The organism is Pseudomonas sp. GCEP-101 (assembly GCF_025133575.1).
GTDB classification, from domain to species: Bacteria; Pseudomonadota; Gammaproteobacteria; order Pseudomonadales; family Pseudomonadaceae; genus Pseudomonas; species Pseudomonas nitroreducens_B.
The window spans coordinates 3,593,913-3,618,156 of the sequence record NZ_CP104011.1; the positions used below are offsets into that span (position 1 = coordinate 3,593,913).

Consider the following 24,244-nt stretch of genomic DNA (forward strand, 5'->3'; position numbering starts at 1 on the left):
CGGCGATCAGCTTTCCGGCTTCATGCGCATGGCGCGGCCGCTGGCGGGCCACAGGCGCAGTTCGCCGTCCTCGGTGATGTCCCAGCGTTGCACGTCGCCGAGCATCTTGAGGAACTGCTGTTCCTGCTCCATCACCAGGTCCGCGCAGAGCTTGCGGGTGGCGCCGGGCTGGCCGAAGGTCAGCTGGTCGCCTTCGAGCTTGTAGCTGGCGAACCAGTGGTTGCAGCCGGCGCTGCCGTAGGCACGGCCGTTGCCGTCCAGGGTCAGGCTGATGTGCGTGTAGTCGATCAGCGGGTGGACGCCGATCCAGCTGACGCTGTAGGTCTGCTCGACTTCGGGTACCGGCTTGCTCGCGCAGCCGGCCAGGGCCAGCGCGGCGCAGGCGCTGGCGATCAGGGTTTTCATGCGGTCTCCTTGCTCTGGCAATCCGGGCAGAGGTGGCGATTGCCGACCTTCGCCCATCCGAGTTCGCCGATGCGCGCCTCCGCGGCCGGCTGCTGGGCGGCCTTGCCGAGGGTCGCGTCGACGGCGAATTCGAAATCCAGTGTAGCCGCGCAGCCGTCGCAATTGACCTTCCACTCGTGGATGGCCAGTTCACGGAATACCGGGCCCTTGGCCACGGCCATCCACTGCCCCGGCGGGTTGATCAGGTGGCGCACCTTTTCCACGTCCAGCGTCATGCTCAGGCTTTTGCTGCCCTTGAGGCTGACCAGCAGGGTGTCGCCGGCCTTGATCGAGCCGCCGATGCCGGTGACCTGGTAGCGGCCCGGAGTCAGCGCGCGGCACTCGTTGAGGGTGAATTGCGGGTTGAGCAGGGTGTAGCGGAAATCGTGCTGAGCCATGGATCCTCCGGGAAAGCGCGGCATTCTAGGGCGCGCGGCGCGCGGATGCGAGCGCCATCCGCTCAGCCCTCCACCAGGTTGACCGGGTTGCCGCCCTGCCAGGCGGCGATGTTGGCGAGGGTGGTCTGGGCGATCCCGGCCAGCGCCTCGCGGGTGAGGAAGGCCTGGTGCGCGGTGATGATCACGTTGGGGAAGGTCAGCAGGCGCGCCAGCACGTCGTCCTGCAGCGGCTGGTCGGAGCGGTCGGCGAAGAAGATGTCGGCTTCCTCTTCATAGACGTCCAGGCCGAGGTAGCCGAGCTGGCCGCTTTTCAGCGCCTCGATCAGTGCCGGGGTGTCCACCAGTGCGCCGCGCCCGGTGTTGATCAGCATGGCGCCGCGCTTCATGCGCGCCAGGCTCCGGGCGTTGATCAGGTGTCGGGTGGCCTCGTTGAGCGGGCAGTGCAGGCTGATGATGTCGGACTGCGCGAGCAACTCGTCCAGTTCGACGAAACGCCCGCCCAGCGCCTCGATGGCGCGGTTGGGGTAGGGGTCGTAGGCCAGGATGTGGCAGCCGAAGCCGCTCATGATCCGGGCGAAGACTTCGCCGATCTGCCCGCTGCCGATCACGCCGACGGTGCGCCCGTGCAGGTCGAAGCCGGTCAGCCCGTGCAGGGAGAAGTCGCCTTCGCGGGTGCGGTTGTAGGCGCGGTGCAGATGCCGACAGAGCGCCAGGACCAGTCCTACGCCATGTTCAGCTACGGCGTGGGGCGAATAGGCCGGTACCCGCACCACCGCCAGCCCCAATGCGTGGGCGGCAGCCAGGTCGACGTGGTTGTAGCCGGCCGAGCGCAGGGCGATCAGCTTCGTGCCGCCGGCCGCCAGGTGCTCCAGCACCGGGCGCGAGAGGTCGTCGTTGACGAACGGGCAGACCACTTCGAAACCCATGGCCAGGGCCACGGTGTCCAGGCGCAGCTGGGTCTGCTGGAAATGCAGCTCGAAGCCGTGGCCATGGTTGGCGGCAAGGAAGCTGTCGCGGTCGTAGGTCTGGTTGCTGAACAGGATGATGCGCATCGGGTGATTTCCGTCTTCAGTGCGGCTGGCCGGCTTCGGCTTCCACGCGGCCTTCGGTGGCCTGCGCCAGCTCGGCCATGGCCTTGTCCAGTTCATCCAGCGCGGCGGGGGCGTCCGGGTCGTTCTGCTTGAGCAGCGTCTCGGCGCGCTGGCAGGCGGCGCGCAGCATCGGCACGCCGCAGTAGCGGGTGGCGCCATGCAGGCGGTGGATGCGTTCGAGCAGGGTGTTGCGGTCATTGCGCTCGCGGGCCTGGCGGATCACCTGGCGGTCGGCGGACAGCGACGCCAGCAGCATGCCGAGCATGTCCGCCGCCAGTTCCGGCTTGCCGGCGGCCAGGCGCAGGCCTTCTTCCGGGTCCAGCACGGCGAGGCCGTCGAGGGTGTGTTCGGGGTGACGCGGGCGTTCGTCGCGCGGCTCGCCCAGGGCCAGGCCGGTCCACTTGAGGATTACCTGGACCAGTTGGCGTTCGTCGATCGGCTTGGTCAGGTAGTCGTCCATGCCGCCCTGCAGCAGGGCGCGCTTCTCATTGGCGAGGGCATGGGCGGTGAGGGCGATGATCGGCACCGGGCTGACCTCGCGGTCGGCTTCCCAGTGGCGGATCGCCTCGGTGGCCTGGCGGCCGTCCATGATCGGCATCTGCACGTCCATGAAGACCAGGTCGAAGCGCTCGCGCTGCACCGCTTCGACGGCGGCCAGGCCGCTGTCCACGGCGACGACTTCGGCGCCCATGTCGCTGAGCAGGGTCTTCACCAGCAGCAGGTTGGCCGGGTTGTCGTCGACGCAGAGCAGGCGCGGCGTGCGCTCCAGCTTGCCATTGGCGGATTTGTCCTTGCGCGCGGGGCGCAGGTGCAGCAGTTCGTTCATCGCCTGCTGCAGCTTGCGGGTGCAGGCCGGCTTGCTCTGCACCTGGGCGTCTGGCAGCACGTCGTTGTAATGCGCCTGCTCGATGGTCGGGCACAGCACCAGGCTCTTGCAGCCGTGCTGCTCGAGTTCGCGGATGGACTGGCGCAGCGCCTCGGGCGGATGCTGCGCGGCGGTCACGCCCAGCAGCGCGAGGGTGATCGGCGGCTGGTCCGAGGGCCCGGCCAGCAGGGTCTTTTCCAGCGTGGCGAGGTCGGGGAATTCGGTGACTTCCAGGCCGCAGTCTTCCAGTTGGTGGTGCAGGGCGGTGCGGGTCAGTTCGTGGGGCTCGTAGAGCGCCACGCGCAGGCCGCCGGCGAGGGCGGGCGGCAGGTCGTCGCCGTCGTCGCGGGCCTTGGGCAGGTTGAGGCTGATCCAGAATTCCGAGCCATCGCCGGCGCTGCTTTCCACGCCGATCTCGCCGCCCATCTGCTCGATCAGGCGCTTGGAGATCACCAGCCCCAGGCCGGTGCCGCCGGCCTGGCGGGAGAGCGAATTGTCGGCCTGGCTGAAGGCCTGGAACAGCGCGCGCAGGTCGGCGTCGGTCAGCCCGACGCCGGTGTCCTGCACGCTGATGCGCAGTTGCGCGCGGTCGTCGCTCTCGTCTTCGAGCATGGCGCGCACGGCGATGCTGCCGTCGTGGGTGAACTTGATGGCGTTGCTCACCAGGTTGGTCAGCACCTGCTTCAGGCGTTGCGGGTCGCCCACCAGCTGCAGCGGGGTGTCGCGGTAGATCAGGCTGACCAGCTCCAGGTGCTTCTCGTGGGCAGCGGGGGCGAGGATGGTCAGGGTGTCCTGGATCAGCTCGCGCAGGTTGAACGGGATGTTCTCCAGCACCAGCTTGCCGGCCTCGATCTTCGAGAAGTCGAGGATCTCGTTGATGATTCCCAGCAGGCTTTCGGCGGACTTGTGGATGGTGGAGAGGTAGTCCTGCTGGCGGCTGGTCATCTCGCTCTTCTGCAGCAGGTTGGTGAAGCCGAGGATGCCGTTGAGCGGCGTGCGGATCTCGTGGCTCATGTTGGCGAGGAACTCGGACTTGATCCGGCTCGCCTCCAGGGCCTCCTTGCGCGCCAGGTCCAGCTCGATGTTCTGGATCTCGATGGTCTCCAGGTTCTGCCGCACGTCCTCGGTGGCCTGGTCGATGTTGTGCTGCATCTCTTCCTGGGCGCTCTGCAGCGCCTCGGCCATGCGGTTGATGCCGCCGGCCAGTTCGTCCAGCTCGTGGCTGCCCAGGGCCGGCAGGCGGGTTTCCAGGCGGCCCTCCTTGAGCTGGGCGACGCCCTGGGCGATCTGCCCCAGCGGCGCGTTGATCGCGCGACTCATGCGCAGGGCGAGGAGGGCGGTGACCGCCAGGCCCGCGCCGATCAGCAGCAGGCTGGTGAACAGGCTGCGGTAGCCGCGCAGCAGGGTGCCGTGGTGCGAGAGCTCCAGCTCGACCCAGCCGAGCAGCTTCTCGGCGTCCTCGTCGGGGTCGCCGGACAGGCTGCGGTGCTTGCCCAGTACCGGCAGCAGGAAGTGCGTGGTATCGAGGCTGCTCGCCATGCTCAGGCGCGAACCGTCGCCGGCGGGCATGGGAGTGAGGATGCTGGGGCCGGCGTGGACGAGTTTTTCCCGGTCCGGGTTGAGGAAGGTCACGGCGCGCACGTCGGGCTGGTCCAGCGCTTCGTTGGCGATGCGCTCGAGCAGCTCGTTGTTGTGGTTGGCCATGGCCGGGGCGGACAGCGGCGCCAGCTGTTCGGCGATCAGTTGCCCGCGCTCGATCAACTGGGCATGCATGTCCGACAGCTGCACCCAGGTGAAATAACCGCCCAGCACCAGCGCCAGCAGGCTGGTGGGCAGCAGGGTGAGCAGCAGTACCCGTCCCTTGATGCCGAGATCCTTGAACACGCGCTTCCTCCGATGCGTTTATCCCCGGCAGTGTAGCGGTTCGGCCCCCGCTCGGAAGCCCTTTGCCTTGCCGGGAGTGCGCGGAATCGTGAATACTTCACGCAATTGCTAATCACTCTTATTTGATATGAATGCCATTGCTTCGTCCGGGCTACGCCTGCTGACCATCGAGGACGACCCGACCCTGGGCGCCCATGTGTCGTCCCATCTGAGCGAGCGCGGCTTCGACGTCACCTGGTGCCAGGACGGCGGCGAGGGCCTGGCCCAGGCGCGCGGCGGCGACTACGACCTGGTGCTGATGGACATCATGCTGCCCGGCATCGGCGGCCTGGAGATCCTCCGCAGCCTGCGCCGCGAGCGGGCGGTGCCGGTGATCCTGATGTCCGCCCTGGGCGCCGAGCAGGACCGCATCGCCGGTTTCTCCCAGGGTGCCGACGACTACCTGCCCAAGCCGTTCAGCCTCGCCGAGCTGAGCGTGCGGGTGGAGGCGGTGCTGCGCCGGGTGGCGCTGGAGCGCGGCAGCCAGACGCTGGGCAGCACGCCCACCGAGCTGCAGATGGACCCGCAGAAGGACGACGTCGGCCTCGACGGCCAGTGGGCCGGGCTGACCGGCACCGAGTACCGCCTGCTGGAGACCTTTCTCGGCAGCCAGGGCGAGACCCTGAGCAAACCCTTCCTTTATCAGCATGTGCTGCATCGCCCCTTCACCGCCCACGACCGCAGCCTGGACATGCACGTCAGCCACCTGCGCCGCAAGTTGCAGGCCATCGGCTACCTGCGCCACCAGTTGCACACCGTGTGGGGCAAGGGGTACGTCTTCGCCGAGGCCGAGGACTGACATGCCCGGCCGCCACTCGCTGTTCTGGAAGCTCGCCGTTGCCCTCGTGGTGCTGTGCCTGTCGGTGATCTGGCTGTCCTGGAACTGGGGCAAGCAGATGGAACGCGACAGCTACTTCCTCTCCGATGCCGCGCGGCAGGTGCTGGCGGGGTACGCGGACGAGGCCCAGCAGGCGTGGCGCCAGGGCGGTGCGGCAGGCGTCGATGCCTGGCTGGCGCAGATGCGGCAGCGCGAGCCGGTATGGATGGCGGTGGTGGATGGCCGGCTACAGTCCCTGGGCAGCCAGCCGCTGCCGTTGGACGACGTGGCGCACCTGACCTTCCAGCGCGGGCTGGACTGGCCGGTGAGCTCGCGCTCGGTGACCTTGCCGTACATCGGCATTCCCTTTCCCGACGAGCCGGGCGCCGGCCGGCTGGTGCTGCAACTGCCGCCACGCTTCCTCCCGGGCGGCCTGAGCTTCCTGCGCCAATCCATCAGCCATGCGCTGGTGCCGGCCATCCTCGCGCTGCTGCTCTGCGGGTTGATCTATCGCCGCCTGGTGCGCCCGCTCAAGCGCCTGCGCGAACACGCCAATGCCCTGCAAGCGGATAACCTGGGCTCGGTCGCCGGGCCGCAGCTGATCGCCCGCCGCGACGAACTCGGCGAACTGGGCCGTGCGCTGGACCACATGGCCGAACGCCTGCGCGGCCAGGTCGGCCTGCAGCGTCAGTTGCTGCGCGACCTGTCCCACGAATTGCGCACGCCACTCAGCCGCCTGCGCGTGGCGGGCGACAGCCCCATCAGCGAAGCGGCCCTGCGCCAGCGTGTGGAGCGCGAGGTGGAGGTGATGCAGCGCCTGGTCGCCGACACCCTGGAACTGGCCTGGCTGGACACCGAACGCCCGCGCGTGGAGCTGGAGGAGATCGACCTGCGCTCGCTGTGGGACCTGCTGGTGGACGATGCGCGCTTCGAGGCGGGCTGGGCCATCGAGCGCTTCCTTTACCAGGTGCCGGCGGATTGCCGCGTGCGCGGCCATCTCAACGGCCTGGCCCAGGCCCTGGAAAACCTGCTGCGCAACGCCATCCGTCATTCCCCGGAAAACGGCCGCATCCGCCTGAGCGGCCGGCGCGAGGCCGGGGGCTGGCACCTGTGGCTGGAGGACGACGGCCCCGGTGTGCCAGAAACTGACCTGGAACGCATCTTCCTGCCCTTCACCCGGCTCTCCGATGCGCGCACCGGCGAAGGCTTCGGCCTGGGCCTGAGCATCGCCCGCAGCTCCCTGCGCATGCAGGGCGGCGAGCTCTGGGCGGATTGCGCCGGTGCGGGCCTGCGCGTGCACCTGCGCCTGCCGGATGCAGCGGCCGCCTGAGTTGGCCGCCGGCGCCTGAACATGGCTTGTTAGGAAGTTTCGTATGGCGGGGCGGCTTTTGCCGGTATCATAGGGAGTCATCCCCTCTCGCGATTCGGAACCGAGTGCCTCCATGACCGTGCAGTACCCGACTATCGCCGATTGCGTCGGCAATACCCCGCTGGTGCGCTTGCAGCGCCTGGCCGGGGAAACCTCCAACACCCTGCTGGTGAAGCTCGAGGGCAACAACCCCGCGGGTTCGGTGAAGGATCGTCCGGCGCTGTCGATGATCACCCGTGCCGAACTGCGCGGCGACATCAAGCCCGGCGACACGCTGATCGAAGCCACCTCCGGCAACACCGGTATCGCCCTGGCGATGGCGGCGGCGATCAAGGGCTACCGCATGATCCTGATCATGCCCGACAACTCCACCGCCGAGCGCAAGGCCGCCATGACCGCCTACGGCGCCGAGCTGATCCTGGTGAGCAAGGAACAGGGCATGGAAGGCGCCCGCGACCTCGCCGACCAGATGGCCCGTGAAGGCCAGGGCAAGGTGCTGGACCAGTTCGCCAACGGCGACAACCCGATTGCCCACTACCATTCCACCGGCCCGGAAATCTGGCAGCAGACCGGCGGTGAGATCACCCATTTCGTCAGTTCCATGGGCACCACCGGCACCATCATGGGCGTGTCGCGCTACCTCAAGGAGCAGAACCCCAACGTGCAGATCGTCGGCCTGCAGCCGATGGAAGGCTCGGCCATCCCCGGCATCCGTCGCTGGCCGCAGGAATACCTGCCGAAGATCTTCGACGCCACCCGCGTCGACCGCGTCGTCGACATGCAGCAGAGCGAGGCCGAGGACGTGATGCGTCGTCTGGCCCGCGAAGAAGGCATCTTCTGCGGCGTCTCCTCGGGCGGTGCGGTGGCGGCCATGCTGCGCCTGTCGCGCGAGCTGGAAAACGCGACCCTGGTGGCGATCATCTGCGACCGTGGCGACCGTTACCTGTCGTCGGGCGTGTTCGACGCCCACTGACATGGCCAAGCAGAGATCCGGCCTGCGCTTCCAGCCCAGTGGCGGAGCGCGCAGCCCTGCGGTACCGGTGGGCAAGAAGCAGCGCCTGAACATCGAGCGCCTGGCCCATGACGGCCGTGGCATCGCCCACCTCGACGGCCGCACCTGGTTCGTCGCCAACGCCCTGCCCGGCGAGTCGGTGGAAGCCCGCGTGCTCTCGGCGCGCGCGCAGATCGTCGACGCACGCAGCGAACGCCTCTTCACCACCGCCGCCAACCGCCGCAGCGAGCCGTGCCCGGTGGCCGGCACCTGTGGCGGCTGCAGCCTGCAGCACCTGTCCCACGCCGATCAGCTGGCACTCAAGCAGCGCACCCTGGCCGAGCAGCTGGAGCGATTCTCCGGCCTGGTCCCGGAGGAATGGGCCGCGCCGCTGGTCGGGCCGGAATTCGGTTACCGCCGCCGCGCCCGCCTGGCCGTGCGCTGGGACGTGAAGGCCAAGCGCCTGGACGTCGGTTTCCGCGCCGCCGCCAGCCAGGCCATCGTCGCCTTCGACGACTGCCTGGTGCTGGTGCCCGAGTTGCAGGGGCTGGCCCGCGAGCTGCCGGACGTGCTGCGCGGCTTCGCCAAGCCGCAGGCGCTGGGCCATGTCGAGCTGTTCCACGGCACGTCCAGCGCGCTGCTGCTGCGGCATATCGAACCTTTGTCCGATAGCGATCGTGCGCGACTGCTGGAATTCTGTTCGGCACGGGATGTGCAGCTGTGGTTGCAGGGTGACGGCGAACCGACGCTCTGCACCGACGGCACGCAAAACAACGGGAACCGCGAGCTTGGCTTCCGGCTCGAAGCCTGGAATCTGACGCTGGCCTACCGGCCCGGCGATTTCGTCCAGGTCAACGAGCCGGTGAACCAGGCGATGGTCGCCCAGGCGCTGGACTGGCTGCAGCCGGCCCGCGACGAGCGCGTGCTGGACCTGTTCTGCGGCCTGGGCAACTTTGCCCTGCCGCTGGCGCGCCAGGTGCGCGAGGTCGTCGGCGTGGAAGGTGTGCAGACCATGGTCGAGCGCGCCGCCGCCAATGCCCGCGCCAATGGCTTGGCGAATACCCGGTTCCATCAGGCAGACCTGACGAAACCGCTTGCCGACGCCCCCTGGGCGGCGGAGGATTTCACCGCCGTGCTGCTCGATCCTCCGCGTGACGGAGCCTTCGAACCGGCGCGGCAGATGCGTTCATTGGGCGCCCAGCGGGTACTCTATGTGTCCTGCAACCCGGCGACCCTGGCGCGCGACGCTGGCGAACTGGCCCGACAGGGCTATCGCTGCAAACGCGCCGGCATCCTCGACATGTTCCCGCAGACGGCCCATGTCGAGGCCATGGCTTTGTTCGAGGCGAGCTAGGAAGGCTCGCGCAATCCGACCGGCTCACGCAAGAAAGGCCGGCGCAGTGAGCGGTGTGTTGTGGCGCACCGTGGGGAAGGGTAGACACGATGGTACAGGTGAGAGCGCACCAGCCGGTCAATACCGACGGCAGCATCAACCTCGAGGCCTGGCTGGACCATGTCCAGACCCTGGTCCCGGTACTGGATCGCAAGGTCCTGCTGGAAGCCTGCGAGTTCGCTCGCGAGGTGGAAGACAGGGCTGTCAGCACGGCTGACAACTCCTGGGCGGACGGCACCTCCAGCTTCCAGACGGGCCTGGAGATCGCCGAGATCCTGGCGGACCTCAAGCTCGACCAGGAGTCGCTGGTCGCCGCGGTGATCTACCGTGGCGTGCGCGAGGGCAAGGTCAAGCTGGAGGACGTGGCACAGCGCTTCGGCCCGGTAGTCGCCAAGCTGATCGAGGGCGTGCTGCGCATGGCGGCGATCAGCACCAGCCTCAACCCGCGGCAATCCCTGGTGCTCGGCACCCAGGCGCAGATCGAGAACCTGCGCAAGATGCTGGTGGCCATGGTCGACGACGTACGCGTCGCCCTGATCAAGCTGGCCGAGCGCACCTGCGCGATCCGCGCGGTGAAGAATGCCGACGAAGAAAAGCGCATGCGCGTCGCCCGCGAGGTGTTCGACATCTACGCGCCGCTGGCCCACCGCCTGGGCATCGGCCACATCAAGTGGGAGCTGGAGGACCTGTCCTTCCGCTACCTCGAACCCGACCAGTACAAGCAGATCGCCAAGCTGCTGCACGAGCGCCGGCTGGACCGCGAGCAGTACATCGCCACCGTCATGGGGCAGCTCAAGGACGCCCTGGCCGCCACCGGCATCAAGGCGGACCTGTCCGGCCGCGCCAAGCACATCTATTCCATCTGGCGGAAAATGCAGCGCAAGGGCCTGGACTTCAGCCAGATATACGACGTGCGCGCCGTGCGCGTGCTGGTGCCGGAAATGCGCGACTGCTACACCGCGCTGGGCATCGTGCACACCCTCTGGCGGCACATCCCCAAGGAATTCGACGACTACATCGCCAACCCCAAGGAAAACGGCTACCGCTCGCTGCACACCGCGGTGATCGGCCCCGAGGGCAAGGTGCTGGAGGTGCAGATCCGCACCCACGCCATGCACGAGGAAGCCGAACTGGGCGTCTGCGCGCACTGGCGCTACAAGGGCACCGACGTCAAGGCCAGCTCCAACCACTACGAAGAGAAGATTTCCTGGCTGCGCCAGGTGCTCGAGTGGCACGAGGAACTGGGCGACATCGGCGGCCTGGCCGAGCAACTGCGGGTGGATATCGAGCCTGACCGGGTCTACGTCTTCACCCCCGACGGCCACGCCATCGACCTGCCCAAGGGTTCGACGCCGCTGGACTTCGCCTACCGCGTCCACACAGAGGTCGGCCACAACTGCCGCGGCGCCAAGATCAACGGCCGCATCGTGCCGCTGAACTACAGCCTGCAGACCGGCGAGCAGGTGGAAATCATCACCGGCAAGCAGAGCGGGCCGAGCCGTGACTGGCTGAACCAGAACCTGGGCTACGTCACTACCTCGCGGGCGCGGGCGAAGATCGTCCACTGGTTCAAGCTGCAGGCGCGCGACCAGAACGTCGCCGCCGGCAAGGCCATGCTCGAGCGCGAGCTGAGCCGCCTGGCGCTGCCGCCGGTGGACTTCGAGAAGCTCGCCGAGAAGGCCAACTACAAGACCGGCGAAGACCTCTTCGCCGCCCTGGGCGCCGGCGACCTGCGCCTGGCCCACGTGGTCAACTACGCGCAGCAACTGGTGGAGCCCGAGCGCGGCAGCGAACAGCTCGAACTCATCCCGCGCAAGCCGAGCAAGATCGGCCACGGCAAGCGCGGCGACATCCAGATCCAGGGCGTCGGCAACCTGCTCACGCAGATGGCCGGCTGCTGCCAGCCGCTGCCGGGCGACCCGATCGTCGGCTACATCACCCTCGGCCGCGGCGTGACCATTCACCGCCAGGATTGCGCCACCGCGCTGCAACTGGCCGGGCGCGAGCCGGAGCGGATCATCCAGGTCAGCTGGGGCCCGGTACCGGTCAGTACCTATCCGGTGGACATCGTCATCCGCGCCTACGACCGTTCCGGCCTGCTGCGCGACGTCTCGCAGATGCTGCTCAACGAGCGCATCAACGTGCTGGCGGTGAACACCCGCTCGGATAAGGAAGACAACACCGCGATCATGCGCCTGACCATCGAGATCCCCGGTCTCGATTCGCTGGGCCGCCTGTTGGCGCGCATCTCGCAGCTGCCCAACATCATCGAGGCGCGGCGTGACCGCGCGGGTGCCAAGGATGCATAAGCTCGACGACCTGCTTTACCTCATGGCCCGGCTGCGCGACCCGCAGCACGGTTGCCCGTGGGACCTGAAGCAGAGCTACGCGACCATCGTCCCGTACACCCTCGAGGAAGCCTACGAGGTGGCCGATGCCATCGAGCGCGGCGACCTCGACCACCTGCGCGAGGAGCTGGGCGACCTGCTCTTCCAGGTCGTCTACTACGCGCAGCTGGCGCGGGAAGAGGGACGTTTCGAGTTCGATGCGGTGGTCGATGGCATCACCAGCAAGCTGATTCGCCGCCATCCGCATGTGTTTCCCGACGGCGACCTGTACGGCGAGTCGGACCCGGCGAAGCTGGCGGAAGCGGCGGTCAAGCAGCGCTGGGAAGAGCTGAAGGCCGAGGAGCGCGCCGCCAAGGCCGCCGAGCCGGTGCAGCTGTCCCTGCTGGACGACGTACCCAACGCCCTGCCGGCCTTGAGCCGCGCCGCCAAGCTGCAGAAGCGTGCGTCCCAGGTCGGCTTCGACTGGGCCGACGCGCTGCCGGTGGTGGACAAGGTGCGTGAAGAGCTGGACGAAGTGCTCGAAGCCATGGCTGGCGGCGACACCGAGGCCCAGGCCGAGGAGGTGGGCGACCTGCTGTTCGTGGTGGTCAACCTGGCGCGCAAGCTCAAGGTCGACCCGGAAACCGCCCTGCGCGCCGCCAACGTCAAGTTCGAACGGCGCTTCCGCTACATCGAAACGGCCTTGCGCGACCAGGGGCGCACCCTGGAAGACAGCAACCTGGAAGAGATGGACGAACTGTGGGCCGCTGCCAAACGCGACGAGAAGAACCCGCTCAGCTGTGGATAAGTGCTGTCGTGCCTGAACGGCACCCATGAAAAAGCCCCGCAATCGCGGGGCTTTTTTGTTGGCTTTTCAGTAGGAGCGAGCCCTGCGCCGGAGCTGATTTGTAGGAGCGGGCCATGCCCGCGATCGCGCGCATGGCGCGCTCCTACAGTTGCCGGGGCTCAGCCGAACAACCAGCGCAGGATCACCACCAGCAGCGCCACCGCGAGGATCGGCCGGCCGATGCGGTAGGCCTTGGGATAGGCACGTTTGAACACCTTCACCTTGCTGCCGATGGCATTGCCGAAGCGGATCAACACCGAATAGGCCTGGTTGATCCCGCCCACGCGCTCGCCTTCGACGTTCTGCGGCGCGGTGGCACGCCCGAGGAAGGCGCTGACGCGGCGGTTGATGCGGGTCAGCAGCGGCGACTTGAGCGGGCGTTCGATGTCGCAGAAGAGAATCAGGCGCGACTCGTCCGTCTCGTTCTTCACCCAGTGGACGAAGGTCTCGTCGAACATCACGTCCTCGCCATCGCGCCAGGCGTAGGGCTGGCCGTCGACGAAGATGCGGCATTCGTCGGAGTTCGGCGTCGCCAGGCCCAGGTGATAGCGCAGCGAGCCGCCGTAGGGGTCGCGGTGCTTGTTCAGGTGGCTGCGCGGCGGCAGGCGGGTGAACATCGCGCCCTTGACGTTGGGGATGCTGCTGACCAGTTCCACGGTCTTGGGGCACAGCTGCTGCGCGGAGGGCAGGGGGCCGTCGTACCAGGTGAGGTAGAAGCGCGTCCAGCCCTTCTTGAAGAACGAGCCGAAACCGGCCTCGTTGTTGTTCAGGGCGTCGCGGATGTAGCCCTCGTCGAACAGCTTCTCGGCTTCCTCGCGGATCGTCTGCCAGTTGTCGCGCAGCGTGTCGAGTTCAGGGAAGCGCTCGCGGTCCAGGTAGGGCTTGGACGGCACGCTGGAGTTCAGGTACATCAGCGAGTTGTAGGGCGCGAACCAGGCGGAGTGGTTCACCACCTGCCGCAGGAAGGGGAGCCGCACCTTGCCGCGCAGGTGCACGTAGAGGATGGCGACGAGGAAGATGGCCAGTATCGCGAGAACGATGAGCTTCAGCATGGAGGTTACGAGTCCGCTCCAGATGAGTGATTTCAAGCCAGGCACTTGCACTGCGCCGGCACAGGCCCGAGGATTATACCCCCTGAGGATGCTCCCGCCGCACCTATGCGTTGGTCTGGGAGTTGTCCTGCATCAATATGGGCTGTTGGAGAGCCTCGATTCATGAGCATGTCATTGCGTGATCAGTTGCTGAAAGCCGGGCTGGTCAACGAGAAGCAGGCCAAGCAGGCCGGCAAGCAGAAGCAGAAACAGCAGCGCCTGGAGCACAAGAACCAGGTGGCCAAGGATGACAGCCAGCGCCAGGCGGCCCTGCAGGCCCAGGCCGAGAAGCAGGCCCGCGACGCCGAGCTGAACCGCCAGCAGCAGGAGAAGGCCGAGAAGAAGGCCAAGGCCGCGCAGATCAAGCAACTGATCGAAGGCACGCGCCTGCCGAAGCTGGAGTCGGACGATTACTACAACTTCGTCGACAACAAGAAGGTCAAGCGCATCGCGGTCAACGACCTGATCCGCGACAAGCTCAGCCGCGGCAGCCTGGCCATCGTCAGCTACGACGGCCGCTACGAGATCGTTCCGCGCGATGCCGCGCTGCGCATCCAGGAGCGTGACGAGCGCCGTATCGTGCTGCTCAGCGAACCCAGCGGCGAGCCGGACGAGGACGATCCGTACAAGGATTACGTGGTGCCCGACGACCTCATGTGGTGAGGTTGCCGCGGCCGCTCAGCCGGCCGCATTCAGTACCACCCTGCCGAACAGCGCCGGCGCCGACAGTGGCGTGATGGCGTGCAGACGGTCCAGCCGGAGCTCCCGGCTGGCGTCGTCGACCCGCACCTCCAGCGTTTCCTCCAGCGCGCCATCCGGGCGTCGTCGCGTGTGGGTGGTGAAGGCCTGGGCGTCGAACGCCAGGCCGTCACGCAACTCGATACGCAGCCAGTAGCGGTGCAGACAGGCGATCTCCAGGTAGTCGTGCAGATCGCAGTGCAGCGGCTGGTAATCGTTCATGCCCACACCTATTTCAGGTCCGCCAGGGCGGCGCCGAAGTTCAGGTGCAGCACCTGCCCGTCGATCAACAGGGCGGGCACCGATTTCACACCCGCCGCCTCGGCTTCGGCGACGCGCGGCGCCTGCTCGCCCAGGTGCACCACCTCCACTTCTCGGTTCAACAGTGGCAGCAGGGCGCGCTCGGCTTCGACACAGACGGGGCAGCCGGCATGGTAGTAAATGGCGTTGCTCATGTTGCTTCTCCTGATTGAATAGGTATCGAATCGATACCATTTCAGTCTGCGAGCGAAATCGGCCTTCTGTCAAACTGGTTTTTGATCGATACTATCTATCGGAGGGATCAGCCCATGACCGATACAACCCTGTACGACTATCTCGAACGCATCGCCAGCCTGATGCGCGCCTGGGCGCGCGAGCAGCCGCTGATGGCCGATCTGCAGCCGATCCAGCTGAGCGCGCTGAACTACCTGGCACGCTGCAACCGCTATTCGAATACGCCGCTGGGGGTGACGGATTTCCTCGGGCTGACCAAGGGCACGGTGTCGCAGTCGCTCAAGGCGCTGGAGGCCAAGGGGTTGATCGAGAAGCGCCCGGACGTCCAGGACCGCCGCAGCGTGCATTTGGAGCTGACCGAGGAGGGCAGGGAGCTGATCGATGCCCTGGTGCCGCCGGCCTTCCTGCGCAAGGCCGAGGAGGCATTGGGGGAGCGCAGCGCGGCGTTGGTCGATCTGTTGCGGGAGTTACTGGCGACGGTGCAGCGCCAGGAGAACGTGCCGGGTTTTGGCTTGTGCCGGACCTGCCGGTTTCACCAGCAACTGGACGACGGGGCGCTTTGCAGGTTGACCGGCGAGCGCCTGGAAAGCGGCGACGGTGAGCTGATCTGCCGTGAGCATGCCGAGCCGGAGCCGGAGCCGGTGACCTGACGGCAGTGTAGGAGCGAGCTTGCGCGCGAATGGAGTTCACCGGCGATGTCATCGCCAAGCGGTTCGCGAGCAAGCTCGCTCCTACAGGGGGGGCCCCGAATCGCGGGCAAGAAAAAGCCGGGCGTCAGCCCGGCTTTTTCGTGACGCAGACGCTATCAGAAGCGATAGGTCATCTGCGCGGTCAGGCCATGGGCGCTGTTGTCGTACTTGGCGCTGTAGGCCGGCTGCAGGTTGACACCGGCCAGACGCTCGCCGTCAGGCTGGTTGACGCCGGCAGTGGACTCCCACAGGTAGGCGTAGGCGAAGTCGAAGGTCATGTCGGCGTTGGGCGAGTAGCCGGCGCCCAGGGTGAAGATCTTGCGATCGCCCACCGGGATGCGCACGTTGCGGTGCTCGTTGGTGGTCGGCGACGGATCGTAGGCGAAGCCGGTACGCAGGACCCACTGCTGGTCCAGCTGGTAGGAAGTACCGATGGCGGCGGACCAGGTGTCATGCCAGCTCAGGTCTTCGCCGATGGTGTCGAAGGCGGCCAGCGGGGCGCCGGTGTTCTGCACTTCAATGCTCTTCAAGCGGCTCCAGCGCGTCCAGGTGGTGCCACCGTAGACGGTCCAGCGGTCATCCAGCTTCTGGGTGATGGAGAGGTCCAGCGACTCCGGCAGGGTGATGTCCAGGCTGGCATCCATGCGCGAGTCGAACAGGCCGGCCGGCGAGTTGGACACGGTGGTGTGGCCCTTGAGCTCGTACTTCACCTTGGAGTGGTAGGTGGCGCCGATGGAGGTGCTCTCGGTCGGGGTGACCAGCACGCCGACGTTGAAGCCGGCGGCAGTGTCGTCGCCCTTGATGCTGATCTTGGTGTCGTCGCCGTTGCCGCCCAGGGCGCCGTTCAGCGCGCCGGTGGCCAGGTAGTTTTCCAGCTTGCCGTCGATGCGGTTGATGGTCGGACCGAAGCCGACAGCCACCACGTCGTTGAACTTGTAGCTGATGGTCGGCTGGACGGTGATCACCTGGACCTTGCTGTAGGAACCGTGGGAACGGCCCTGGAAGCCACTTTCGTAGTCGTTGATGATGCCGTAGGGCACGTACACGCCCAGGCCGACGCTGACCTTGTCGTCCAGCGGGGTGGCGAAGTAGCCGAACGGAACGGCGGCTACCGGGACGGAGTCGCCCTTGTTGGAGCCCGTGGCAGTGCTGTGGGCGTCGCTGATGTCATCCTTGGCGGAGACCACGGCCAGACCGCCGCTGACTTCAGTTCGCTTGAGCTTGGAAATGCCGGCAGGGTTGCCGTAGATGGTGCTGGCGTCCAATGCCGAAGAAGCGCGGCCCGCGTAGGCGGTACCGGCGCCGCTGGCGCTCTGCTCGTTGATGGCGATGCCGTTGGCAAGCACCTGAGCGGAGGCAGCGCTGATGGTCAGTGCGAGGGTAGTCTTGAGCCATGTTGTTTTCATTGTAAGAGCAACTCCTGTGTTTATCGGCGCGCAAGCTACCAAGATTCCCGGGTCTTGGGTAGTGGTGGGCAGGCGCTCTACCTTGGGCTTTCGGGCTCAAACAAGCGTTCCATCTGAATGATGGCCGTTCGTCGCTGTATGTAAATAATTTCTGACCGACTGGTCACGTTAAAAAGTCCTACGCGACTCGACTGAAATTTCCGACGTAGCTGTGCCAGGCGTCGACGAAATCGTGAAGCCGGCCATGGGGATGGAAGACCTGGCGCCAGACGCGGGCCAGCTCCATGGGGTCATCGGCCAGGGGCAGGGGAAGGCGCTCCGCCTCCACCAGCATCCAGGCGATGGCGGTGCTGTAGCGCAGGTTGACGGTCAGCTCCAGGTGCGGCGCATCGAGAAACGCATGCTGGCTGGCCAGCCCACGCACACGGCTGGCCAGCTCCGGGTCCAGTGCCAGGAATCCATCCCAGAGCATCTGGTGGCGTTGTTCGCCAATGCGATACAGCCCGTGGCCATGGCTGTCATCGAGGGCGCTCCCCAGCGCCGACTGACAGGCCGCTGCCCCCAGCAGCAGCGATTCGGCCGCGATGCTGTGACGCCCCAGGTAATGCAGGGTGGGGCGGATCACATACTGGCAGAGATCATTCGCGGCGATTCCCATGACATCCCTCGTCATCAATGACCGGCGGGGCTGGGCGTCTTGGCAGCTTCTGATGATTATCCTCGGCCCCGCCGGAAGCGGACTTAGCCGCTCGATTTGAAGTGTAGTGCGATGAAGATGATGTAAAGGACTGTTTTTAAATTGTTTCGTCGGTGCAGAAACCCTTCATATTCCTTCTGGCGATTAGATGCTTGGGGCTAACTCCGGCATCGCAGCGAGCTTTTCCGCGGCTTCCTCGTGGCCCTGGTCAGCGGCCTTCTGGTACCACGCCCGGGCTTGCGCCGGGTTCTTCGCCACGCCGCGGCCCTTGGCGTAGCTCTCGGCGACTTCGAACTCGGCGTCCACATCGCCCTGCTGGGCCGACAGCAGGTACAGGGCGAAGGCCTTCTTGTAGCTGCGGGTCACGCCGGTGCCGTTCTCGTACATGATCGCCAGGTTGAACTGCGCGTCCTTGTCGCCCTGATCGACTGCCTTCTGGTACCAGTACACCGCCTTGGCCGAGTCCTGCTCGACGCCGTCGCCGTTGTCGTAGGCATTGCCGAGGTTGTACTGGGCGCAGGCGTGGCCCTGCTGGGCGGCCTTCTCGTACCAGTAGGCGGCTTTCTCGTAGTCCTGGTCGTACTCGTCGCTGCCCGAGTCGTATTCCAGGCCGAGCGTGTACTGGGCGCTGGCGTGGCCGGCCTTGGCGGCCTTCACCAGGTCTTCGCCATAGAGGTCGGACCACTCGTCCTGGATGGCGCAGGGGGTCGCTTCCAGTTCGGTCGCGTGGGCGGTGAGGGTGCTGCACAGGCCCAGCAGCAGGCTGGCGAGCAGGGTTTGGCGGATGCGCGAGGGCATGGGATCACTCCTTTGAAAAATGGGCATGAGTCTGACCGATGCCCGAACACCTATCCATAGGAACGCAAGGCGCCGGTGTGAAGCGCCTTGCGTTTTGACGTACGAGGCGGCGATCAGTCGCCCTTGGCCACCGGACGCCGGGCGTCGGTGATCCATTCGCTCCAGGAGCCGGCATACAGGCGGCCCAGCGGGTAACCGGCCAGGCTCAGGGCGAACAGGTTGTGGCAGGCGGTGACGCCGGAGCCGCAGTAGGCCACCAGGTCCTCGGCGGGGCGGCCGCGCAGCAGGGCGGCAAAGCGCTGGTGCAGGTGTTCCGGGCGCAGGAAGCGGCCGTCGCTGCCGAGGTTGTCGGTGAAGGCTGCGCACTGGGCGCCAGGGATGTGCCCGGCGACCGGGTCGATGGGTTCGATCTCGCCACGAAAGCGCGGCAGGCCGCGGGCGTCGATCAGCGGGAGCCCGGCGTCGCCCAGTTTCGCGGCCAGTTCGTTGGCGCTGATCAGCAGGCTGTTGTCCGGCTCGCCGGTGAAATCGCCGGGGCGCAGTGGCGATTCGGCGGTGGTCAGGCGCAGGCCGGCGTTGCGCCAGGCGGTCAGGCCGCCATCGAGCAGGTAGACGCCCTCGCGCTTGCCCAGCCACAGCAGCAGCCACCAGGCGCGGGCGGCGAAGGCGCCGGGGCCGTCGTCGTACAGCACCACTTCGCTGTCGGCGTTGAGCCCCCAGGCGCGCAGGTGTTCCTGCAGATGCTGCGGATCGGGCAGCGGGTGGCGGCCGGTGACGCCGGGGATGACGGACGAGGAAAGGTCGCGGTTGAGGTCGGCGAAATGCGCGCCGGGGATATGGTTTTCCTGGTAACTGCGCGCGCCATAGGCCGGATCTTCGAGGGCGAAGCGGCAGTCGAGCAGAACCAGGTTCGGGTCATCGAGGCGGGCGGCCAGTTGCTCGGGGGTGAGCAGGCGGGCGTGGGTCATGGGCGCGTTCCTGTGTCGTGACAAGGCTTTGGCGCATCATAAGGCTTGTACGATGAAAAGTTGGTGGGGAGTTGGCGAACATGCACAACCAGCAATCGGTGCCGCGCAAGGCCGGCCCGCTGCGCGTCGCCCTGGTGGGCCTGGCGACCGTTCTGATCACCCTGGGCTACAGCGTGCGGGTCCTCGCGCTGGGCGCTGTCGGCCGACTGCGCCGCAGCAAGGTCGACGGCTTCACCCGCGACTGGTCCGGCAGCCTGCTGCGCCTGACCGGCGCGCGCCTGAGCCGTCATGGCGAGGTGCCCGACTTCGGCGATGGCCGCCGCTACATGATCCTGTGCACCCATTCGAGCTTCTACGACATCCCGGCGATCTTCGTGACCCTGCCCGGTTCGATCCGCATGCTGGCCAAGCGCGAGTTGTTCGCCGTGCCGGTGTGGGGCGCGGCGATGCGCGCGGCGGAGTTTCCCTCCATCGACCGGCACAACCGCCACCAGGCTATGGCCGACCTGGCTAAGGCGCGCGAGATGATGGAAAGCGGCATCGTGCTGTGGGCGGCGCCCGAGGGCACGCGCTCGCGGGATGGCAAGCTGCAGCCGTTCAAGAAGGGCTGCTTCCGCCTGGCCCAGCAGACCGACGCGATCATCGTGCCGGTGGCGATCCGCGGCATCCAGCAGCTGCTGCCGGCCGGGGGCCTGAAGCTGAACATCGGCACGCCGGTGGAAGTGCATGTCGGCGCGCCGATCGACTCCACCGCATTCACCGAGCGGGGCATCGATGCGCTGATGAGCGAGGTACGCCAGCGCATGCAGGAACTGCTGGAGCCCTCCGCCGCGCCCGCGCCGGCACCCGCCCTGAAGGAGCAGGCGCCGGCCTGAGCGTCAGTGCAGTGGGAGCCTTCAGCGGATGTTTAGCCGGCCGATGCGGTCGTTCTCCAGACTGCCCAGGTACAGCACGCCGTTCACCGGCTTGGCCGACGTCACCATGCGCAGGTGCTGGCCGCTGGTGTCGTGCAGGCTGCGCACGATCTCGCCGTGCTCGTTCACCTGGATCACCAGCCCGTAGGGCACCGGCTTGGGCAGCACGGCGCGCGGCAGCTTGGTGAGCTGGCGCTTCAGCCAGGGCATCTGCTGGATCACATCGGCATCCGCCTTGCGCGGTGAGGGCAGGGCGACCCAGAACGTACCGCTGCGATCGCCGGCGAGGTTGTCCGGCAGGCCCGGCAGGTTGTCGACGAACACGTCATGTTGCCCGGCCTTGTCGCCGGTGAGCCAGTAGCGGGTGATGCGGTAGCGGTAGGTCTCGTTGACCAGCACGAAGTCCTCGTGCTGCGACAGCGCCACGCCATTGGCGAAATACAAATCCTTGAGCAGCGTCTCGGTCTTGCCGGTGGCCGGGTCGTAACGCAGCAGGCGGCCATGGGGACGGGCCTCGAGCAGATCGAGGATGTAGTCCGGCTGGTGGAAACGGCTGGAAGCGTCGCTGAAATAGATGCGGCCGTCGCTGGCAATGTCCAGGTCATCGGTGAAGGCGAAGGGGATTCCGTCAGCCGAATCGGTCAGCACGCGAATCTTGCCTTGCGGGTTGATCTCCAGCAGCCCCTTCCAGGCGTCGGCGACGATGAGATTACCGCTCTTGTCGAACGCCAGCCCCAGCGGGCGGCCGCCGGTCTGGGCGAAGGTTTCGGCCTTGCCCTCGGCGCCGATGCGCACGATGCGCCCGTCATCCAGCCCGGCGAACACGCGGCCCTGGCTGTCCACGGCGGTGTCTTCGGGGCCGACGATCTGGCCCTGGGCGAGCAGTTCGGCCTTCATCAGCGTGTCGTTGGGTTCCAGTACGCCGGTCATCGCCGGCGCCTTGGGCGGCGTCCAGGCCAGCGGGTCGATGGGGCTGGGCGTGAGCGCCAGGTAGACCGCGAGGGCTACGACCAGCAGGACGACCAGTCCGAGGAGTTTTTTCATGCGCAAGCTGCCTTCTTGTCGTTGTGGGCGGGGCAAAGCGTAGAAGTTGCCATGCAGTCATCACAGACCGATGGCCGAGTGGAATGCTCGCACATCCAGCATCTCTATATAATGCGCGCACCGAAACGAAGGAGATGTTCGTGACCGTCCTCGACATACAGTGGATTCGCGACGATGCCACCCTGGAGCGCAAGTGCCAGGATTGGAAAGAACTGCCGTACCTCGCGCTCGATACCGAGTTCATGCGTGTCGATACCTTCTATCCGGCCGCCGGGCTGGTGCAGGTGGGCGACGGCAGTGGCGTGTGGCTGATCGACCCGCTGCTGATCCGCGACTGGTCGCCGTTCGCCGCGGTGCTGGAATCGCCGCTGGTGGTGAAGGTGTTCCACGCCTGCGGCGAGGACCTGGAAGTCTTCCAGCGCCTGACCGGCAGCCTGCCGCAGCCGCTGTTCGACACCCAGCTGGCCGCCGCCTACCTGGGCATGCCGCATTCCATGGGGTACTCCCGGCTGGTGCTGGAAATCCTCGGCCTCGACCTGCCCAAGGACGAAACCCGCTCCGACTGGCTGCAGCGCCCGCTGACCGACATGCAGGTGCGCTACGCCGCCGAGGACGTGCAGCACCTGGCCGAGGTCTACGTGAAGCTAGCACCGCGCCTGAGCGACGAGAAGCTGCAGTGGCTGCTGGCCGACGGCACCGACCTGACCCTTAACCAGAACCGCGTCAGCGACCCGCAGGAGGCCTACCTCGACGTCAAGCTGGCGTGGAAGCTGGACCGCCAGCAACTGGCCGTGCTGCGGGAGTTGTGCGTCTGGCGCGAGGAACAGGCGCGCCTGCGCAACAAGCCGCGCAACCACATTCTGCGCGAGCACACCCTGTGGCCGCTGGCGCGCTTCCAGCCCAGCGACAAGGTCGCCCTGGCCCGCATCGATGACATGCACCCGCGCACCGTGCGCCAGGACGGCGATACCCTGATCGCGCTGATCGCCCACGCGGCGAAACTGCCCGAGTCCGCCTGGCCGCAGACCCTGCCCGAGCCGCTGCCGCGCGAAGTCACGCCGGTGCTGAAGAAGCTGCGCGAAGTCGGCCAGAAGCAGGCCGAGCGCCTGGAAATGGCGCCCGAACTGATGTTGCGCAAGAAGATTCTCGAAGCCCTGCTCAAGACCGGCTGGCCCAACGGCCCCTACCACCTGCCCGATTCGCTGCAAGGCTGGCGCCGCGAGCTGATGGGGCAGGCCCTGCTGGACAGCCTGGCTGCCCCCACTGCCGAATAACGCGGAAAATCAGACCATGAAACGCATCTGCTCCATCTACAAGAGTCCGCGCAAGAACGAGATGTACCTGTACGTCGACAAGCGCGAAGCCCTGAGCCGCGTGCCCGAGGCGCTGCTCGCCGCGTTCGGCGCGCCGCAACACACCTTCGACCTGGTGCTGAGCCCGGAACGCCAGCTGGCCCGCGAGGACATCAACGTGGTGCTGGAGAACATCGAGAAGCAGGGTTTCCACCTGCAGATGCCGCCGGCGGAAGAGGAGTACATCCAGCACCTGCCCGAGGAATTGCTGCGGCGCAACGACCCGGTCTGACCGGGACTGCCTGGTCATTCCCCTCAGGCCGCGTATCGCCCAGTGCTGGCACTGTGCAAATACGCGGCCTGAGCGCATTATGCAGGGGTAAAAAGGGTTCAACGGAGCGGAACGCTTGGTCTCTGGCTGTGTCTATAGCCGCCTGACTTCCCTAGAACTGATGACGATTTCCCCAGGGAAGCTCCCTTGAAGCGAGTCCAGATGCGCCAGCCGGATACCCACCACCGTTCGAAGCGAAAGGCCTGACCATGCGCCTGCTCGTACTCGATCGTGAACATTCCCTGTATGCCGCCCTGCTGATGGCGGCCGAACCCCGTCTGACGGTGATCTCCGGCAGCGATCCGGACAAGCTGCTGGAAGCGGCCGCGGAGTGCCCCGTGTGGCTCGGCGAGCCGACCCTCGCCGCGCAACTGCTGCGCCAGGGCGTGCACCCGGTGTGGATCCAGTCCAGCTGGGCCGGCATCACCCCGCTGCTGGCGGACGACCTGCCCAAGGACTATGCCCTGACCCGCGCCGTCGGCATCTTCGGCCAGGTCATGACCGAATACCTGCTCACCTACATGCTCGCCCACGAGCGGCAGTTCCTCGGCCGGCTCGCCAGCCAGGTCGGCGTGCAGTGGGACGACCGCGCACCGGGCAGCCTGAGTGGTCGGCATGTCCTCATCGTCGGCACCGGCGAGATCGGCCAGGCGGTGGCGCATATGCTGGCGCCCTTTGGCGTGGAGCTCGTCGGCGTGGCGAAGAACCCGCGCACCCTGGTGCCCTTCGGCCGCATGGGTGGGCTGGATGACCTGCCGCGCCTGGCCGAGACGGCCGACTACGTGATCAATCTGCTGCCTGATACCCCGGAAACTGCCGATATCTACAACCTCGCGCTGTTCCAGCGGATGAAGCCCACCGCGCTGTTCCTCAACGCCGGGCGTGGCACGTCGGTGGTGGATGAGGACCTGGTCGCCGCGCTGGAAGCCAACCAGCTGGCCGGCGCGGTGATCGACGTCTGCCGCCAGGAGCCGCTGCCGGCTTCGCACCCGTTCTGGCATACGCCGCGCCTGCTGCTCACCGGGCACACCGCCGCGCCGACGCTGCCGAGCCTGCTGATCGACCTGTTCCGCGACAACCTCACGCGCTTCTGGGCGGGGCAGGCCATGCGCGGCGAAGTGGATTTCGCCCGCGGCTACTGACCGCTCGCCGACGTGAAAAAGGCCCCGCAAGGGGCCTTTTTCGTTGAAGCGCTTTTCGTAGGAGCGAGCTTGCTCGCGACCCTGCACGGCACGGTGCCAAGCGGTTCGCGAGCAAGCTCGCTCCTCTAGGTCGGCCTCACTGTAGCCCTGCAGGAGCGCGCCATGCGCGCGATC

The 24,244-nt window shown here is 66.8% G+C and carries 24 protein-coding genes; 12 read left to right on the forward strand and 12 right to left on the reverse strand.

The genetic code is table 11. The features are described 5' to 3' along the window. Positions 1-6: 6 nt before the first annotated feature. From N0B71_RS16545 to N0B71_RS16560, 4 genes are all read right to left on the reverse strand, one after another. Positions 7-405: an META domain-containing protein gene (locus tag N0B71_RS16545; RefSeq protein WP_259753691.1), complete on the reverse strand. Its 399-nt coding sequence runs from the start codon at positions 403-405 to the stop codon at positions 7-9. Continuing rightward, positions 402-842 carry a hypothetical protein gene (locus N0B71_RS16550; RefSeq protein WP_259753692.1) on the reverse strand — a complete coding sequence of 147 codons (441 nt, stop codon included), beginning with the start codon at positions 840-842 and terminating at the stop codon, positions 402-404. The genes N0B71_RS16545 and N0B71_RS16550 overlap by 4 nt, the downstream gene beginning before the upstream one ends. 62 nt (positions 843-904) lie before the next feature. Further along, a complete protein-coding gene (locus N0B71_RS16555) occupies positions 905-1,894 on the reverse strand; it encodes a 2-hydroxyacid dehydrogenase (protein ID WP_259753693.1) in 990 nt (329 codons plus the stop codon). A gap of 16 nt (positions 1,895-1,910) precedes the next feature. After that, positions 1,911-4,682, reverse strand: coding sequence for an ATP-binding protein (locus tag N0B71_RS16560; RefSeq protein ID WP_259753694.1), 2,772 nt, complete (start codon positions 4,680-4,682; stop codon positions 1,911-1,913). 127 nt (positions 4,683-4,809) lie between these two features. Between N0B71_RS16560 and N0B71_RS16565 the strand changes: the two genes are divergently transcribed. The 6 genes from N0B71_RS16565 to mazG all read left to right on the forward strand — a co-directional run bounded on the left by N0B71_RS16565 (position 4,810) and on the right by mazG (position 12,426). Beyond that, a complete protein-coding gene (locus tag N0B71_RS16565; RefSeq protein WP_259753696.1) occupies positions 4,810-5,520 on the forward strand; it encodes a response regulator transcription factor in 711 nt (236 codons plus the stop codon). Between the two features lies 1 nt (position 5,521). After that, positions 5,522-6,868 carry a HAMP domain-containing sensor histidine kinase gene (locus N0B71_RS16570; RefSeq protein ID WP_259753697.1) on the forward strand — a complete coding sequence of 449 codons (1,347 nt, stop codon included), beginning with the start codon at positions 5,522-5,524 and terminating at the stop codon, positions 6,866-6,868. A 112-nt stretch (positions 6,869-6,980) separates the two neighbouring features. Beyond that, complete coding sequence (gene cysM, locus N0B71_RS16575; protein ID WP_259753699.1) at positions 6,981-7,880, forward strand: cysteine synthase CysM; 900 nt, start codon at positions 6,981-6,983, stop codon at positions 7,878-7,880. A gap of 1 nt (position 7,881) precedes the next feature. Further along, complete coding sequence (gene rlmD, locus N0B71_RS16580; protein ID WP_259753700.1) at positions 7,882-9,252, forward strand: 23S rRNA (uracil(1939)-C(5))-methyltransferase RlmD; 1,371 nt, start codon at positions 7,882-7,884, stop codon at positions 9,250-9,252. An 89-nt stretch (positions 9,253-9,341) separates the two neighbouring features. Then, complete coding sequence (relA, locus tag N0B71_RS16585) at positions 9,342-11,600, forward strand: GTP diphosphokinase (protein ID WP_259753702.1); 2,259 nt, start codon at positions 9,342-9,344, stop codon at positions 11,598-11,600. Continuing rightward, positions 11,593-12,426 (forward strand): nucleoside triphosphate pyrophosphohydrolase, encoded by an 834-nt coding sequence (gene mazG / locus N0B71_RS16590; protein WP_259753703.1) that lies wholly within the window; start codon positions 11,593-11,595, stop codon positions 12,424-12,426. The genes relA and mazG overlap by 8 nt, the downstream gene beginning before the upstream one ends. A gap of 158 nt (positions 12,427-12,584) precedes the next feature. Here the strand turns inward: mazG and N0B71_RS16595 are convergent, their stop codons facing one another. After that, complete coding sequence (locus N0B71_RS16595) at positions 12,585-13,517, reverse strand: aspartyl/asparaginyl beta-hydroxylase domain-containing protein (protein ID WP_259753705.1); 933 nt, start codon at positions 13,515-13,517, stop codon at positions 12,585-12,587. A 162-nt stretch (positions 13,518-13,679) separates the two neighbouring features. Here N0B71_RS16595 and N0B71_RS16600 point away from each other — a divergent pair, with 162 nt between their 5' ends. Beyond that, entirely contained in the window at positions 13,680-14,219 is a 540-nt protein-coding gene (locus tag N0B71_RS16600) for a DUF2058 domain-containing protein (protein WP_259753707.1), read from the forward strand. Between the two features lie 15 nt (positions 14,220-14,234). Here the strand turns inward: N0B71_RS16600 and N0B71_RS16605 are convergent, their stop codons facing one another. Both N0B71_RS16605 and N0B71_RS16610 read right to left on the reverse strand, forming a co-directional pair. Continuing rightward, positions 14,235-14,516 (reverse strand): Rho-binding antiterminator, encoded by a 282-nt coding sequence (locus N0B71_RS16605; protein WP_259753709.1) that lies wholly within the window; start codon positions 14,514-14,516, stop codon positions 14,235-14,237. Between the two features lie 8 nt (positions 14,517-14,524). Continuing rightward, on the reverse strand, positions 14,525-14,749 hold the full coding sequence (locus tag N0B71_RS16610; protein ID WP_259753710.1) for a glutaredoxin family protein: 225 nt from the start codon (positions 14,747-14,749) through the stop codon (positions 14,525-14,527). A 114-nt stretch (positions 14,750-14,863) separates the two neighbouring features. On the opposite strand from N0B71_RS16610, the gene N0B71_RS16615 reads away from it, so the two are divergent. After that, on the forward strand, positions 14,864-15,439 hold the full coding sequence (locus N0B71_RS16615; RefSeq protein ID WP_259753712.1) for a MarR family winged helix-turn-helix transcriptional regulator: 576 nt from the start codon (positions 14,864-14,866) through the stop codon (positions 15,437-15,439). A gap of 155 nt (positions 15,440-15,594) precedes the next feature. Here N0B71_RS16615 and N0B71_RS16620 read toward each other — a convergent pair whose 3' ends face one another. The 4 genes from N0B71_RS16620 to N0B71_RS16635 form a co-directional block, all read right to left on the reverse strand. Continuing rightward, on the reverse strand, positions 15,595-16,884 hold the full coding sequence (locus N0B71_RS16620) for an outer membrane protein transport protein (protein WP_259753714.1): 1,290 nt from the start codon (positions 16,882-16,884) through the stop codon (positions 15,595-15,597). A 178-nt stretch (positions 16,885-17,062) separates the two neighbouring features. Further along, positions 17,063-17,542 carry a hypothetical protein gene (locus N0B71_RS16625; protein WP_259753716.1) on the reverse strand — a complete coding sequence of 160 codons (480 nt, stop codon included), beginning with the start codon at positions 17,540-17,542 and terminating at the stop codon, positions 17,063-17,065. 183 nt (positions 17,543-17,725) lie between these two features. After that, the gene (locus N0B71_RS16630; RefSeq protein WP_259753718.1) at positions 17,726-18,379 is read right to left on the reverse strand and encodes a tetratricopeptide repeat protein; all 654 of its coding nucleotides are present in this window, start codon (positions 18,377-18,379) and stop codon (positions 17,726-17,728) included. A 113-nt stretch (positions 18,380-18,492) separates the two neighbouring features. Then, a complete protein-coding gene (locus tag N0B71_RS16635) occupies positions 18,493-19,347 on the reverse strand; it encodes a sulfurtransferase (protein WP_259753720.1) in 855 nt (284 codons plus the stop codon). 80 nt (positions 19,348-19,427) lie between these two features. Between N0B71_RS16635 and N0B71_RS16640 the strand changes: the two genes are divergently transcribed. Further along, positions 19,428-20,222, forward strand: a complete 795-nt coding sequence (locus N0B71_RS16640; protein WP_259753722.1) for a lysophospholipid acyltransferase family protein — start codon at positions 19,428-19,430, stop codon at positions 20,220-20,222. Positions 20,223-20,243: 21 nt separating this feature from the next. Here the strand turns inward: N0B71_RS16640 and N0B71_RS16645 are convergent, their stop codons facing one another. Next, on the reverse strand, positions 20,244-21,305 hold the full coding sequence (locus N0B71_RS16645) for an SMP-30/gluconolactonase/LRE family protein (protein WP_259753724.1): 1,062 nt from the start codon (positions 21,303-21,305) through the stop codon (positions 20,244-20,246). Between the two features lie 134 nt (positions 21,306-21,439). Between N0B71_RS16645 and rnd the strand changes: the two genes are divergently transcribed. From rnd to N0B71_RS16660, 3 genes are all read left to right on the forward strand, one after another. Further along, entirely contained in the window at positions 21,440-22,579 is a 1,140-nt protein-coding gene (gene rnd / locus N0B71_RS16650) for a ribonuclease D (RefSeq protein WP_259753726.1), read from the forward strand. Positions 22,580-22,595: 16 nt separating this feature from the next. Further along, complete coding sequence (locus tag N0B71_RS16655) at positions 22,596-22,889, forward strand: YcgL domain-containing protein (RefSeq protein ID WP_259753728.1); 294 nt, start codon at positions 22,596-22,598, stop codon at positions 22,887-22,889. Positions 22,890-23,137: 248 nt separating this feature from the next. After that, positions 23,138-24,070, forward strand: a complete 933-nt coding sequence (locus N0B71_RS16660; protein ID WP_259753730.1) for a D-2-hydroxyacid dehydrogenase — start codon at positions 23,138-23,140, stop codon at positions 24,068-24,070. The last annotated feature ends 174 nt before the right edge of the window (positions 24,071-24,244 follow it).